This is a genomic window from Pseudonocardia yunnanensis, assembly GCF_039534065.1.
Taxonomy (GTDB): Bacteria; Actinomycetota; Actinomycetes; order Mycobacteriales; family Pseudonocardiaceae; genus Pseudonocardia; species Pseudonocardia yunnanensis.
The window spans coordinates 397,421-409,953 of sequence record NZ_BAAAUS010000007.1 but is presented as its reverse complement, the minus strand read 5'-3'; the positions used below and the strand labels follow the sequence as shown (position 1 = coordinate 409,953).

The window sequence follows — 12,533 nt, the reverse complement described above, 5'->3', positions numbered from 1 at the left end:
TCAGCCATGAGCCTTCTCCCCTACTCGTCGAACCGATACTCAGATGAGCTTCTGCGCGACCAAGAACGCCGCCACCTTCGCCCCGCCGTCGCCCTCGTCCTCGATCTTCTCCCCCGCGCTCTTGGGCGGCTTGGGCTGCGACGAGACCACCACGGACAACGCGGTGGCCAACCCCACCTCCGACGGATCGATACCCGCATCCGCCAACGACAGGGTGGCCACCGGCTTCTTCTTCGCCGCCATGATCCCCTTGAACGACGGATACCGCGGCTCGTTGATCTTCTCGTTCACACTCACCACCGCCGGCAACTCCGCGCTCAAGTGCGTCACCCCGTCGTCGGTCTCCCGCCGCACCGTCACCGTGGAACCGTCCACCGTGACCTCGCGGGCGTGGGTCAACGCCGGCAACCCCAACACATCAGCCACCATCGCCGGCACCGCCGCGCTGCGCCCGTCCGAGGCCTCGTTCCCCGCCACCACCAGATCGAACCCGCCCTCGACAGTGCCCAACACCTTCGCCAGAGCCCGCGCGGTCTGCACCGCACACGACCCGTGCACCGCCTCATCCGACAAGTGCACCGCCTTGTCCGCACCCATCGACAACGCCTTACGGATCGCATCCGTCGCACGGTCCGGGCCCATCGTCACCACGGTCACCTCACCACCGTGGGACTCCTTCAACTGCAAAGCCGCCTCCACCGCACGCTCATTGATCTCATCAAGCACCGCATCGGTGGCATCCCGGTCCAACGTCCCGTCCGACGGGCTGAGCTTGCGTTCCGAATAGGTGTCCGGCACCTGCTTGACCAGCACGACGATGTTCATCAGAGGCTCACCGGTCCCAACCCGCGCCACTGCGCGGACTCGCCACCCAACTCGCGTGTGACGGCCGCCGCCACACTCCGGACGTAGCCGCTGTTGGCCTCGTCGTACCAATTCGACGCGCTCTTCACGAGGCTGATCGCGACAGCACCCACGGCCTGATGCCGCCCGGCGGCGAAGATCGGCGCTCCGATGCACGCCATCCCACGCGCGGTCTCCTCGTCGTCGATCGAGAACCCGCGTCGGCGGGTGTCGTCCAGCTCGGTCAGCAGTTCGCGGATGCCCTTGCGAGCGCCGGACGCATTGGGGTTGAGCGCACGCCGCCCGACGAGCTCTCGTACAGCGGCAGTCGGCAGCGTCGCCAGCATCGACTTCCCGGACGCCGTGAACGCCGCGGGCAGTCGCATTCCGATCTCGTAGCGCACTGCCAACGGCCGGCGGCCGTTGATGAACGAGACGTACACGACGTCGGATCCGCTGAGGACCGCCAGCACGATCGTCTCGACGGGCTCACCCTGGGCACGGGTGATTCGTTGGAACGCCTGCACCAGCTCCATGGACGCCAACCGGTGCCGGCTCAGCTCGACCAGCTTCAAGCCAACGGTGTAGCGGCCCTCGGGGCTCTTCTCGGCGAGGCCGGTGCGCACGAGGGTCGAGCAGACGTCGTGCAGCGAGCTGCGCGCCATGGGAACGCGCCCCGCGAGCTGACTGAAACTCAGCGGCTCCTCCGTCGTCGCGAGCACGTCGAGGACGATCGCGGCCTTCTCGATGGCGGGGACCGCACGGCGCGCCGGTACGTCCCCCGAACTACTGTCTCCCTGCGGCACATTCACCTCCCTGGCGACCCGAGACGACGTGCTGCCCGCTCCGCCGACCCTCAGCGCAACCGGACCTCGCGGCGCGCGCACGGGCGGCGAACTCCCGGTGGAAAGGACGCCGGTGGAATGAGCCCCGGTCGAATGAGCACTGTCCATCTCGGACCTCCAGTCGTGTTCTAGGCCAGCGCGATCACGGCCGTGGCCGGGGCGAGCCGGTTCCCGTTCGAGTCCTCGGCTCGCATGTCGATCTCCAGAACCGTCTCTGCGCCGGAGACCCGGACGGCGCTGACCGTGCCGCGCACCACGACCTGTGTTCCGCGGGTGACGGCCGAGCGGAACTGGGTGGACAGCGACACCACCCGGCTCTCGTCGCCCAGCCAGCGGTGGAGAGCCACATGGAAGTAGGCCCAGGTCAGGTTCCCCATCCCGAAGGCCGTGGGGTATCCGGCGGCTTGGCCGGCCTCGTCGTCCATGTGGATGTCGATGAACTCGTCGTTCACGGCGGCGTACCGGTTCCAGTACGGGAACCCCGAGTCGCGGACGAACGGCTCGAACTCGTGGCCGACGTCGAACGGTGCCCCGACGCGATGCATCTGCGTCATCTGCAGCTCCTCGGGATTCAGTAGCGGATCGACGTCTGGTCGGTGCGCTTGACGCGTGCACCGTTCTGATTCGTCCACACGGTGCGGATCACGGTGATCAACATCCGCCCCATCCGGCCGTGTTTCTCCGTGTAGCTGACGACCTCCGAGTGCCCCGCGATGACGTCGCCGGGGCGCATCCGCTCTCCGTATTCGGTGGAGAGACCCGCGTTGAGGTTCGTCGTCAGGCCAGGTCCCGCGATGCCGAAACCCCGCTCCAGGTAGTCGGCGTCGAACGCGACGCGGCGGGCGCGCATCCCGGGCTCTGCCGAGATCCAGGCGAACGGGTTGAAGTCCTCGGGTGCGACGACGCCCGCGAAGGCGGTGGCACGCGCGTACTCCTCGTCCCAGTACAGCCGCGGTGGTGCCTCGGGATAGTGGACAGCGATCGCCCACTTGCGGATGTCGGAGATCGACACCGGGTAGGAGCGGATCTTGTTGAACGGGCGGCCGACGATCGCACGCATGTCGTCGGTGATCCAGCTGTCGCCGCTTGATCGTTCGCTCACGCCGGCGCCCCCTTCGCTCCTCGCAGCACCGCATCGGTGTGTTCGCCGAGCAGCGGGGCCCGGCGCAGCTCGAACTCCAACTCCTCGGCGCGCACCGGCGGACCGGGCACGCGGAACCGCCCCGCGACGGGGTGGTCGACCTCGCGCCACACCCCGGTCCTCGCGACGGCCTCGGAGCCGAGCAGGTCCGCGGGCGTCGCCACGTAGGAGAACGGCGCTCCGGTCGCGATCGCTGCGTCGAAGATCTCCTGGCGTGTGCGTTCTCGGCACCACGCGGTGACGAACTGCCTCAGCTCGCCGTTCATGAACTCGTCGTCGGCCGCTCGCGACAGCCACTCCGGGTGCCCGATGCCGGCGAAGAAGCCCGGCAGGTTGGGCGGGTTGACGAAGATCCCGGCGTAACCGTCCTTGCAGACGTACTGGGACCAGACCGTCCGTGGCCCGTTGCCCGAGCGCGCCGTCCACACATCCGGCAGGGGGTCATGGTTGTACGCGACAGGGCCCTGCGCCTCCATGGCGCTGGCCTCCACCTCCTGCACCGAGATCTCGACGTACTGCCCGCTCCCGGCGCGATTCCGCAGGAGCACCCCGGCGAGCGCAGCGCTGTAGACGTGCAGCGCGGCCTGGCATTCGGCCTGGTTCCCGTAGCTCGCGAGCGGTTCCCGATCGCGTTCACCCATCAACGACATCTGCCCGCCCGAGGCGTACTCGGTGAGCGCCGACCCCGTCCAGCCCGCCTGCGGACCCGACTCGCCGAACGGCGTCACCGAGATCGCCACGAGCCGCGGGTAGGTCGCCCGCAAGGCCGTACGTTCCAGGCCGAGGCTCGGCCGCGCCGAGAGCGGAAGATCGAGCAGCAGGACGTCGGCGCCCGCCAGCAGCGTGACGAGGTCGGCGCGGCTCCCGACGTCGTCGAGATCGAGCACGACCGAGGACTTGCCGCCGTGCAGATGCAGAAATGCAGCGCTCGTCTCGGGGCCCTCCGCGGCGGGCGGGAACGGCCCGAGACGGCGGGACGGGTCACCCTCGGGCGACTCGATCTTCACGACGTCGGCGCCGTAGCCGGCCATGATCCGGCCCGCCAGCCCGGTGGCCGTGCCGAAGCCGAGCTCCACCACGGACAACCCCTGTAATGGTCCGGAACTCATGTGGACGTCCTCCCCTCTCGCGTTCACCGGTTCGCCGGCCGGGTCGCGACGACCCCCGCGGCCTCCAGCTCGGCCACCGTCTCGTCGTCGTAGCCGAGCACCTCGCGCAGCACGTACCGGTTGTGCTGACCCAGCGACGGCGCATGGGCGAGACCGACCTCGACCTCGTCGAACCGCCACGTCGGCCTCGTCAGGCGCATGGTGCCGAGGTCGGGATGGCGAACCTCGCGGAAGAACTCGCGGGCCGTCAGGTGCGGGTCGTCGGCCAGCTCGCGCGGGCCGAGCACCGCGGAGGCCGCGATCCCTCTGGCCTGCAGCGCCTGCGCCACCTCACGGTTGGTGCGCTGCCGCGTCCAGGCGCCGATCTCGGCGTCGAGCCGGTCGTGGGCAGCCCGCCGCCCGGCCAGGGTGGCCAGCTCCGGATCCGCCGCGAGGTCGCTGCGCCCCAGCACATCGCAGAGAACCGGCCACTGCTCGTCGCCCGCCACGGTGAGGGCGACCCACGTGTCGGTGCCCGCGCACGGGTACACCCCCTGCGGCGCGAAGGACGGGCTGCGGTTGCCGTTGCGCACGAGACTCGCACCGAGCTGGTGGGCCACGATCGCGTCGCCGACGAAACCCATGAGCAGGTTGCGCTGCCCGGCCTCGACGAAGGTCCCGACGCCGGTCCGCTCGCGCTGGAACAGGGCCGTCAGCACGGCCGCCGCCCCGCCCAGCCCGCCCACCGGGTCGCCGTAGGAGATGCCCGACTTCTGCGGTGGCCCGCCCGGGTATCCCTGCAGGTGGGCGAGCCCGCTCATCTGCTCGATGTTGGGCCCGTAGCCCGGGAGCGCCCGTTCCGGCTCGAAACCGGAGTAGCCCGGGAGCGAGACGGCGATCAGCCGCGGGTTGAGCTCGTGCAGCCGCGCCCAGCCCAGCCCGAGCCGATCGAGCACACCGGGCCGGAAGTTGTCGATCAGCACGTCGGACCGCACGGCGAGGTCGAGCAGGATCTTCCGGCCCGCCTCCTGCCGCACGTCGACGGCGATGCCGAGCTTGTTGCGGTTGTACTCGTGGAAGTAGCGGCTCGTGTCCCACGGCCGGTCGACGGTGTCGTCCGGGATCGTCAGGCTGCGGACGAGGTCGGTGCGGCCGGGGCCCTCCACCTTGATCACCTGAGCGCCCGCGTCGACCAGTTGCTTGGTGCCGAACGGGCCCGCCCACACCATGGTCAGGTCGAGCACCCGGACGCCGGAGAGCGGCAGATCGGTACGTCCGAGCGTCGCGGGGAGCTCGACCTCGTCCGCGGCGCTCGTCACGGGGTCGGTCGTCCCGGTCACGACTCGTCCGCCGCGGCATAGAAGTCGCGGCCCCCGAACGGCACCGCGGGGAGCGCCTCCGCCTCGGTGCGGACGTCGAGGACGGCGGCGCGGCCTGCCTGCTGGGCCTCCTTGAGTGCGCCCGCGAGATCGGCGGGGTCGTCGACCCGCACGCTCCACGCGCCCAGTTGACGTGCCACGGACGCCAGGTCGACGTCGGTGAACCGCCACATCCGGTCGCCGGCCTCGGTGATCTTGCCGGCGCCGCCCCAGGAGCTCTGGAAAATCTTCATGTCCTGGCTGAGGGAGACGTTGTTGTTGACCACCACGATCGGCGCGAGCCCGTGCCGGATGGCCGTCTCCACCTCGGAGAGGTGGTAGTAGAAGCCGCCGTCTCCGGTGAAGCACACGACGGTACGGTCGCCCGCCGCCGCCTTCGCCCCGATCGACGCCGGAAGCGCCCAGCCGAGGCTTCCCCCTGCCCTGATGAACGTCTGGCCCGGCCGCAGGTCGATCATGCTTGCCGACCAGATGCCCGAGTGGCCCGTGTCGACGACGAGCACGCCGTCGGCGGGGAGGAACTCGGTGATCTCGCGGCACAGCCGCTCGGGGCGCACCGGCGACGCGGTCGAGCCCAGCAGGCCGGCGTCCTGCTCACGCCATGCCGTGACATACCCGGCGGCCTCGGTCAACCAGACCGATCGGCCGTCCGGCACACCGGAGACGGCTTCGGTGAGTGCCTCGAGGGCCTCCGCCGCGTCCGCCTGGATCGAGACCGCGTTGGGGTAGTTGCGACCGAGCTGGGTGGGATCGATGTCGATCTGGATTACCTGTGTGCCCGACGCCGGGAGGCGCCAGCCGTCGGTGGTCTGGCTGCCGGTGCGGCTCCCGATGAAGATCACGAGGTCGGCCTGGCCGACGGTCTGGTTCGCCGACTTGCGCGAGGACGCTCCGACCACCCCCACCGCGTACGGCGCGCGCTCGTCGACGGTGCCCTTGCCGTTCAGCGAGGTCGCGACGGGCACGCCCGCCTTCTCGGCGAACGCCGCGAGCTGCTCCTGCGCACCTGACATCCGCACGCCGCCGCCGGCTACCACCACCGGACGCTGCGACCGCCTGAGCAGCTCGGCCGCCTCGGCGATGGCCGCCCGCTCCGGCCGTACCCGGAACGGCGGCGCGACCCGGTAGCGCTCCTCCGACATGACCGCGCGGCCGGCTTCGTCGAGCTGCAGCGTGCCGGCGAGCACCGTGCCGACAACGCCTTGCAGCTCGAGGTGCACCGGACCCGGCGCCCCCGTCATGGCCTCGCGCAGGGTCTGGCGGAGCAGGTCGGGCAGCCGCGTGACGTCGTCGAGCTGCATGTTGTACTTCGTCAGGGCTTCGTAGATCGGGAAGTCCTCGATCTCCTGGTACACGCCCTTGCGGCGGGTCTGCGGGGAGGTGCCGCCGGTGATCGCGACGACCGGCGACCCCGCCATGTACGCGTCACGCAGTCCCGCGGCGAGGTTCGCCGACCCGATCGTCTGAGCGAAGCAGAACCCGGGACTGCGCTTCACGCGGGCGTAGCCGTCGGCCATGTAGGCGGCCGCCTTCTCGCCGTGCGCCATCACGCCGACGATGCCGAGCGAGTCCATCTCGGCAAGCGCCGTGACGGCGACGGTCGGGACCATGAAGACGTGCGTCGTGGCCCCCGCCTGCAGGGCCTCGGCAAGGTAGCGGCTTCCGGTGATTGATGTGGTCGGGGTGCTTGTCACGACGAACGACTCCTTCGGGTGCGGCGGGCTGCGAGACGGGTGCAGCCGAGATCAGGGCGTGGATGTCCGGTCAGATGTCCGGGAACATCGCCTGCAGGGGCGAGCGCGGCGCCTCGCCGATCACGAGCGCCTGGCCGTTGATGTGCCGGCCGTCCTCGGAGATGAGGAACGAGACGTAGCGGCCGATCCACTCCGGGTCGAGCATCTCCATCGGCGGGTCGGGGTAGATCCGCGGCGGCGGGGTGTCCCCGTGCTCCTTGGCGCGCTGTGCCGCCATCTCGCGGAGGAGCCGGACGCGCTCGCCCTCGATGCCGCCGGGCACGAGGACGTTGGCCCGGATCCCGTACTGCCGGTTCTCCATGGCAGTGGTCTGGGTGAAGTTGATGACCGCGGCCTTCGTCGCGCCATAGCTCGGACGGTCCGGGAAGCCCCGGGTGCCGTTGAGCGAGGAGATGTTGACGATGACGCCCTTCGTGCGCGGGATCATCATCGCGAGCGCCGCCCGCGTGCAGTACATGACGCTGTCGAGGTTGGTCCGGATCGCCTTGTGCCAGCGGTCCGTCGGCAGCTCGGCGATCGGCCCTGGCGGGTCGATCCACGCCACGGTGTTCACCAGCACGTCGAGCGGCCCGACCTCCTCGCCGATGCGCGCGAACATCGCCGCGACCTGCGACTCGTCGGAGACGTCGCAGGCGATCGAGATCGACTTGGCGCCGCGGGCGCGAACCAGTTCGGCCGCCTTGTCGGAAGTCTCGGGGTCGAGGTCGCAGACGACGACAGTGCCGCCGTCGTTGGCCAGCGCCAACGCGATGCCGTGGCCGGCGCCGCGCCCGGCGCCGGTGACCAGAACGGTGCGTTCCGTCATGGGGGTTCCTCTCTACGCTGAGTGGGTTCGGGTCAGGCCACGTCGGCCTTGGGGGCGGACAGCACCTCGCGCACGAGCTCGTCTGGGTCGCCACCGAGGTGGCGGTAGACCATGACCCGCTTGACCAGCACGCCCGCGGGATGCTCGGCGGTGAAGCCGATACCGCCGTGGTTCTGGATGTTGTCCTCGACGTTGCGGCGTGCGGCGTCGAGCGCGAGCAGGTGCCCCGAGGCGATCTCGAGCCGGCCGTTGCCGCTGATCTCGCTGTCGAGCAGTACGGCACCGACCGAGAGCTGGATCCGCGCGGGGTAGGCCCTGATGACCATCTCGGAGCAGCGGTGCTTGACGGCCTGGAACGTCCCGATCGCCTTGCCGAACTGCTCCCGTGTCTTCGCGTACTCGACGGCCATGTCGGTGGCCGCCTCGGCCAGCCCGACCAGGTATCCACCGACGAGCAGCCGCAGCCGGGAGAGCGCCAGCGGATCGGACACCTGCAACACCGTGCGGGTCTGCGCCGGCCGGACGACGGTGGCCAGCGGATCGTTCGACTCGACCGCGGTGGAGCCCGAGAGCTCGACGAGCTCCGCGCCCTCGGCGGTGACGCGCACGGCCAGATCGCCGTCCCCGGCGTCCACGGCGAAGGCGCCCGAGATCAGCCCGGCCCGGCGCTCGCCCGCCATCAGCGCACCGGCGAGCTCCACCTGGTTCGCGGCGGCGGCGAGCCGGGCGGCGAGCGCGGTGCCGACGACCGGGCCGCCCACGGCCGCGCGCCCCAGCTCGGTCATGACGAGCAGTTCCTCGGGGCTGCCGAGACCGATACCGCCTGCGTCCTCGTCGACCCCGACGGAGAACCACCCGAGCTCGGCGACCCGGCTCCAGCGCGCGGCGTCGAACGGGGCCGGCCCGCTGACGGCCGCGTTCACGCCCTCGGTGAGCGGGAACTCCTTGGCCGCGGCGTCCCGCACGGACGTGACCAGGTCGGACTGGATGGGAGAGAGGGAGAGGTCGATCATCGCGGCAGCCCCAGGACTCGTTCGCCGAGGATGTTCTTCTGGATGTCCTTCGTGCCCCCGGCGATGGTTGCTGGGAAGGACGAGAGGTAGCCGGTGGTCCACCCACCGCGTTCGAGCCCGTCGGTTCCGAGGATGTCGGTGGCCAGCCGGTCGATCCGCTTTCCGAGCTCTCCGTTGAAGACCTGGTTGACCGCGGCCACCAGCTCCGGGCGGGACGTGCCGGTGACGCCGTCGTAGCCGAGCGCGTGCACAGCGGTGGCCTCGGCCCGCACGAACGCGAGCTGCTCGGCGATCCGCGCGTCCTCGAGCAGACCGCGGCTGCGGGCCTCCTCGACGAGCCGGTCGACCTCGTTGATCACGGTGAGCCGCGAGGCGAGATAGCCCATGCCCCGCTCGAACGACAGCGTCGACATCGCGACGCGCCAGCCGTCGTTCAGCTCACCGACGACGTTCGCGAGCGGCACGCGCACGTCGTCGTAGAAGCATTCACAGAAGTGCGCGTTGCCGTCGATCGTCCTGATCCGCCGCACCGTGAGGCCGGGGGTCTCCATCGGCAGGATCACCCACGAGATGCCCTTGTGTTTCGGGGCGTCGGGATCGGTGCGGACGAGCAGCTCCTGGTAGTCGGCCTGGTGGGCGAAGCTCGTCCAGATCTTCGAGCCGTTGACCACCAGCTCGTCCCCGTCGATCACACCGCGGGTGCGCAGCGAGGCGAGGTCGGAGCCCGAGCCGGGTTCCGAGAAGCCCTGGCACCACGGGGTCTCGCCCTTGAGGATCTTGGGCAGGTACTCCGCCTGCTGTTCGGGGGTGCCGCGGGCGATGATCGTCGGGCCGGCATGGCCGAGCGCGACGGTGAAACTGCCCGTGCTGGGCGCGCCCGCCCGCACCATCTCCTCGTACCAGATCATCTGCTGCAGCGGCGAGAGCCCGCGGCCCCCGTACTCCTCGGGCCACGCGACGCCTGCCCAGCCGCCCTCGTACTGGCGGGCCTGCCACGCGCAGTCGAAATGACGGGCCTCGATGTCGTCACTCGGGCGTGGCTCGGTGGGCGCATTCTCCGCGATCCACGTTCGAGCCTCCTCGCGGAACTCGGCGAGGGCCTTGTCGTCCACTAGTTCCATTGCGCCTCCAGCACTCAGTGGTTCCGCTCAATCGCTCCGGGGAAAGCCGAGGCTCAGGCCGCCGTGGCTGGGGTCGACCCAGCGCGTCGTCACGACTTTGCCGCGGGTGAAGAAATGGACGCCCTCGGCGCCGTAGGCATGGGTGTCGCCGAAAAGGCTCGCCTTCCAGCCGCCGAAGGAGTAATACGCCATCGGCACGGGGATCGGCACGTTGATGCCGACCATCCCCGCCTCGACCTCGGACTCGAAGCGCCGCGCCGCGCCGCCGTCATTGGTGAAGATCGCGGCGCCGTTGCCGTACGGATTGCTGTTGACCAGCGTCATCGCGTTGTCGAACGACTCCGCGCGCAGCACCGAGAGGACCGGACCGAAGATCTCGTCGGTGTAGATGCTCATCGTCGGGCTCACGTCGTCGAACAGCGTGGGGCCGAGCCAGAAACCGTCCGGTGCGCCGTCGGGCTCGACCTTGCGACCGTCGACGACGAGGGTGGCGCCCTCCGTCACACCCGCGTCGAGGTAGGAGGCGACACGATCACGGTGCGCGGCCGTGACGAGCGGACCCATGTCGCAGGAGCGCCGTCCGTCGCCGGTGCGGATGCGGGCCATCCGCTCGACGATCTTGCGGATGAGCTCGTCGGCCACGGGCTCGACGGCCACCACCGCGGACACCGCCATGCAACGCTCGCCCGCCGAGCCGAAGCCCGCGTTGACGGCGGCGTCGGCAGCGAGGTCGAGGTCGGCGTCGGGAAGGACCACCATGTGGTTCTTCGCGCCGCCCAGGGCCTGCACGCGCTTGCCGTGCCGCGTAGCGGTCTCGTAGACGTGGCGCGCGATGGGCGTCGAGCCGACGAACGACACGCCCCGGACGTCGGGATGTTCGAGCAGCCGGTCGACGGCTTCCTTGTCGCCGTGGACGACGTTGAACACCCCCGGCGGGAGACCCGCCTCGGCCCACAGCCGAGCGAGCCACACCGCCGCCGACGGGTCCTTCTCCGATGGCTTGAGCACCACCGTGTTCCCGCACGCGATGGCGATCGGGAAGAACCACATCGGGACCATCGCCGGAAAGTTGAACGGCGAGATGACGGCCACGACACCGAGCGGCTGACGCACCGAGTGCACGTCGACCCGGGTGGAGGCGTTCTCGCTGTACCCGCCCTTCAGCAGATGCGGGAGGCCGCACGCGAACTCGACGACCTCCTGCCCGCGAGCGACCTCGCCGAGCGCGTCGTCGAGTATCTTGCCGTGCTCCGCCGTGATGATCTCGGCGAGCTCGGACTTGCGCTGGTTGAGCAGTTCCCGGAATGTGAAGAGCACGGTCTGCCGACGGGCGAGCGATGCGTCGCGCCAGGCCGGAAACGCCTCTCGCGCAGCTCGAACGGCCTCGTCGACGTCACTCGCCGAACCGAGAACGACCTGCGCCGAGACAATTCCGGTGGCCGGGTCGTACACCGGAGAGCTACGCGCGGCAGAGCCGCCGGACTCCGTTCCACCGATCCAGTGATTCACCTGAGAAGTCATGCACGTCCTATTCGGTGTTCGCGAGGAAACCAGGCAGCTCAACGGCTGTTCCCGGTATGCAGATGACAGGCGACAGCGCTCGATTCCCGCATCGGCTCGAGTCCGGGATCCACCTCGTGGCACATCGACATCGCCAGAGGGCACCGCGACACGAAGTTGCAGCCGGCGGGCGGGTGTGCCGGATCGGGGACGTCCCCGGTGAGCACGATCTTGGGCCGCGAACGCTGTGCCAGCGGGTCGGGCACCGGGATCGCGGAGAGCAGCGCACGCGTGTAGGGATGCAGCGGCTCGAGGTAGACCTGCTCGGCCGGGCCGGTCTCCACGATCCGGCCGAGGTACATCACCGCGATGCGGTCGCTCATGTGCCGCACGACGCTCAGGTTGTGCGAGATGAACAGATAGGTGAGGCGAAGGTCGCGCTGCAGGTGACGCATCAGGTTCAGCACGTCGGACTGTGTGGAGACGTCCAGCGCGGAGACCGCCTCGTCCGCCACCACGAGCCTGGGGTTGATCGAGAGCGCCCGCGCGATGGCGACGCGCTGGCGCTGCCCGCCGGACATCTCGGCCGGGTAGCGCGTGAGGTAGTCCGGCCGCAGTCCGACGCGGCCGAGCATCTCGCGCACCCGGTCGTCACGTTCGGCGCGCGAGAGGTTCTCGAAGATCTTCAGCGGCTCGCCGACCGAGGCTCCGATGGTCTTCGTCGGATCCAGCGATGCGTACGGGTCCTGGAAGATCATCTGCATGTCCCGGCGTCGGCGGCGGAACTCGCTCCGCGACACCGACAGCACGTCCTGCCCGGCGAACCGCACGCGCCCGGAGTCGGGTTCGAGGAGCCGCAGCAGCAGCCGGCCGGTGGTCGACTTGCCCGATCCCGACTCGCCCACGATGCCGAGCGTCTCCCCCTCGCGGATGGAGAAGCCCACGCCGTCGACGGCCCGCACGGCGGTGCCGCCCCGGCGCAGGAAGCCCGCGCCGCGCCGGAATGTCTTGTGCAGATCCTGAACCTCCACCAACGGCGCCTCA

General features: G+C 70.0%; 12 protein-coding genes. All 12 read right to left on the bottom strand.

The genetic code is table 11. From position 1 onward, the window contains the following. Positions 1 to 39: 39 nt before the first annotated feature. Positions 40 to 828, bottom strand: coding sequence for an electron transfer flavoprotein subunit beta/FixA family protein (locus ABD743_RS11185; protein WP_344721453.1), 789 nt, complete (start codon positions 826 to 828; stop codon positions 40 to 42). Then, complete coding sequence (locus ABD743_RS11180; protein ID WP_344721428.1) at positions 825 to 1,649, bottom strand: IclR family transcriptional regulator; 825 nt, start codon at positions 1,647 to 1,649, stop codon at positions 825 to 827. Before ABD743_RS11180 ends, ABD743_RS11185 begins: the two co-directional genes overlap by 4 nt. A gap of 167 nt (positions 1,650 to 1,816) precedes the next feature. Further along, positions 1,817 to 2,242, bottom strand: coding sequence for a MaoC/PaaZ C-terminal domain-containing protein (locus ABD743_RS11175; RefSeq protein ID WP_344721425.1), 426 nt, complete (start codon positions 2,240 to 2,242; stop codon positions 1,817 to 1,819). A 17-nt stretch (positions 2,243 to 2,259) separates the two neighbouring features. Next, positions 2,260 to 2,790 (bottom strand): FAS1-like dehydratase domain-containing protein, encoded by a 531-nt coding sequence (locus tag ABD743_RS11170; protein ID WP_344721423.1) that lies wholly within the window; start codon positions 2,788 to 2,790, stop codon positions 2,260 to 2,262. Next, a complete protein-coding gene (locus ABD743_RS11165; RefSeq protein ID WP_344721421.1) occupies positions 2,787 to 3,938 on the bottom strand; it encodes a CaiB/BaiF CoA transferase family protein in 1,152 nt (383 codons plus the stop codon). Before ABD743_RS11165 ends, ABD743_RS11170 begins: the two co-directional genes overlap by 4 nt. A gap of 23 nt (positions 3,939 to 3,961) precedes the next feature. Continuing rightward, positions 3,962 to 5,257, bottom strand: a complete 1,296-nt coding sequence (locus ABD743_RS11160) for a CaiB/BaiF CoA transferase family protein (RefSeq protein WP_344721419.1) — start codon at positions 5,255 to 5,257, stop codon at positions 3,962 to 3,964. Beyond that, on the bottom strand, positions 5,254 to 6,990 hold the full coding sequence (locus tag ABD743_RS11155) for a thiamine pyrophosphate-binding protein (RefSeq protein WP_344721417.1): 1,737 nt from the start codon (positions 6,988 to 6,990) through the stop codon (positions 5,254 to 5,256). Before ABD743_RS11155 ends, ABD743_RS11160 begins: the two co-directional genes overlap by 4 nt. A 70-nt stretch (positions 6,991 to 7,060) precedes the next feature. Beyond that, positions 7,061 to 7,855 carry an SDR family NAD(P)-dependent oxidoreductase gene (locus tag ABD743_RS11150; protein ID WP_344721415.1) on the bottom strand — a complete coding sequence of 265 codons (795 nt, stop codon included), beginning with the start codon at positions 7,853 to 7,855 and terminating at the stop codon, positions 7,061 to 7,063. A 32-nt stretch (positions 7,856 to 7,887) separates the two neighbouring features. Continuing rightward, entirely contained in the window at positions 7,888 to 8,868 is a 981-nt protein-coding gene (locus tag ABD743_RS11145; protein WP_344721413.1) for an acyl-CoA dehydrogenase family protein, read from the bottom strand. Then, positions 8,865 to 9,989: an acyl-CoA dehydrogenase family protein gene (locus tag ABD743_RS11140; protein ID WP_344721411.1), complete on the bottom strand. Its 1,125-nt coding sequence runs from the start codon at positions 9,987 to 9,989 to the stop codon at positions 8,865 to 8,867. Before ABD743_RS11140 ends, ABD743_RS11145 begins: the two co-directional genes overlap by 4 nt. Positions 9,990 to 10,016: 27 nt before the next feature. Further along, on the bottom strand, positions 10,017 to 11,510 hold the full coding sequence (locus tag ABD743_RS11135) for a CoA-acylating methylmalonate-semialdehyde dehydrogenase (RefSeq protein ID WP_344721409.1): 1,494 nt from the start codon (positions 11,508 to 11,510) through the stop codon (positions 10,017 to 10,019). Between the two features lie 38 nt (positions 11,511 to 11,548). Then, a complete protein-coding gene (locus tag ABD743_RS11130) occupies positions 11,549 to 12,520 on the bottom strand; it encodes an ABC transporter ATP-binding protein (protein ID WP_344721408.1) in 972 nt (323 codons plus the stop codon). Between the last annotated feature and the right edge of the window lie 13 nt (positions 12,521 to 12,533).

Excerpts from the sequence above, each read along its gene's own strand:
- ABD743_RS11175 (WP_344721425.1), bottom strand. The coding sequence starts at position 2,242 with ATGACGCAGATGCATCGCGTCGGGGCACCGTTCGACGTCGGCCACGAG.
- ABD743_RS11145 (WP_344721413.1), bottom strand. The coding sequence starts at position 8,868 with ATGATCGACCTCTCCCTCTCTCCCATCCAGTCCGACCTGGTCACGTCC.
- ABD743_RS11165 (WP_344721421.1), bottom strand. The coding sequence starts at position 3,938 with ATGAGTTCCGGACCATTACAGGGGTTGTCCGTGGTGGAGCTCGGCTTC.
- ABD743_RS11150 (WP_344721415.1), bottom strand. The coding sequence starts at position 7,855 with ATGACGGAACGCACCGTTCTGGTCACCGGCGCCGGGCGCGGCGCCGGC.
- ABD743_RS11140 (WP_344721411.1), bottom strand. The coding sequence starts at position 9,989 with ATGGAACTAGTGGACGACAAGGCCCTCGCCGAGTTCCGCGAGGAGGCT.
- ABD743_RS11135 (WP_344721409.1), bottom strand. The coding sequence starts at position 11,510 with ATGACTTCTCAGGTGAATCACTGGATCGGTGGAACGGAGTCCGGCGGC.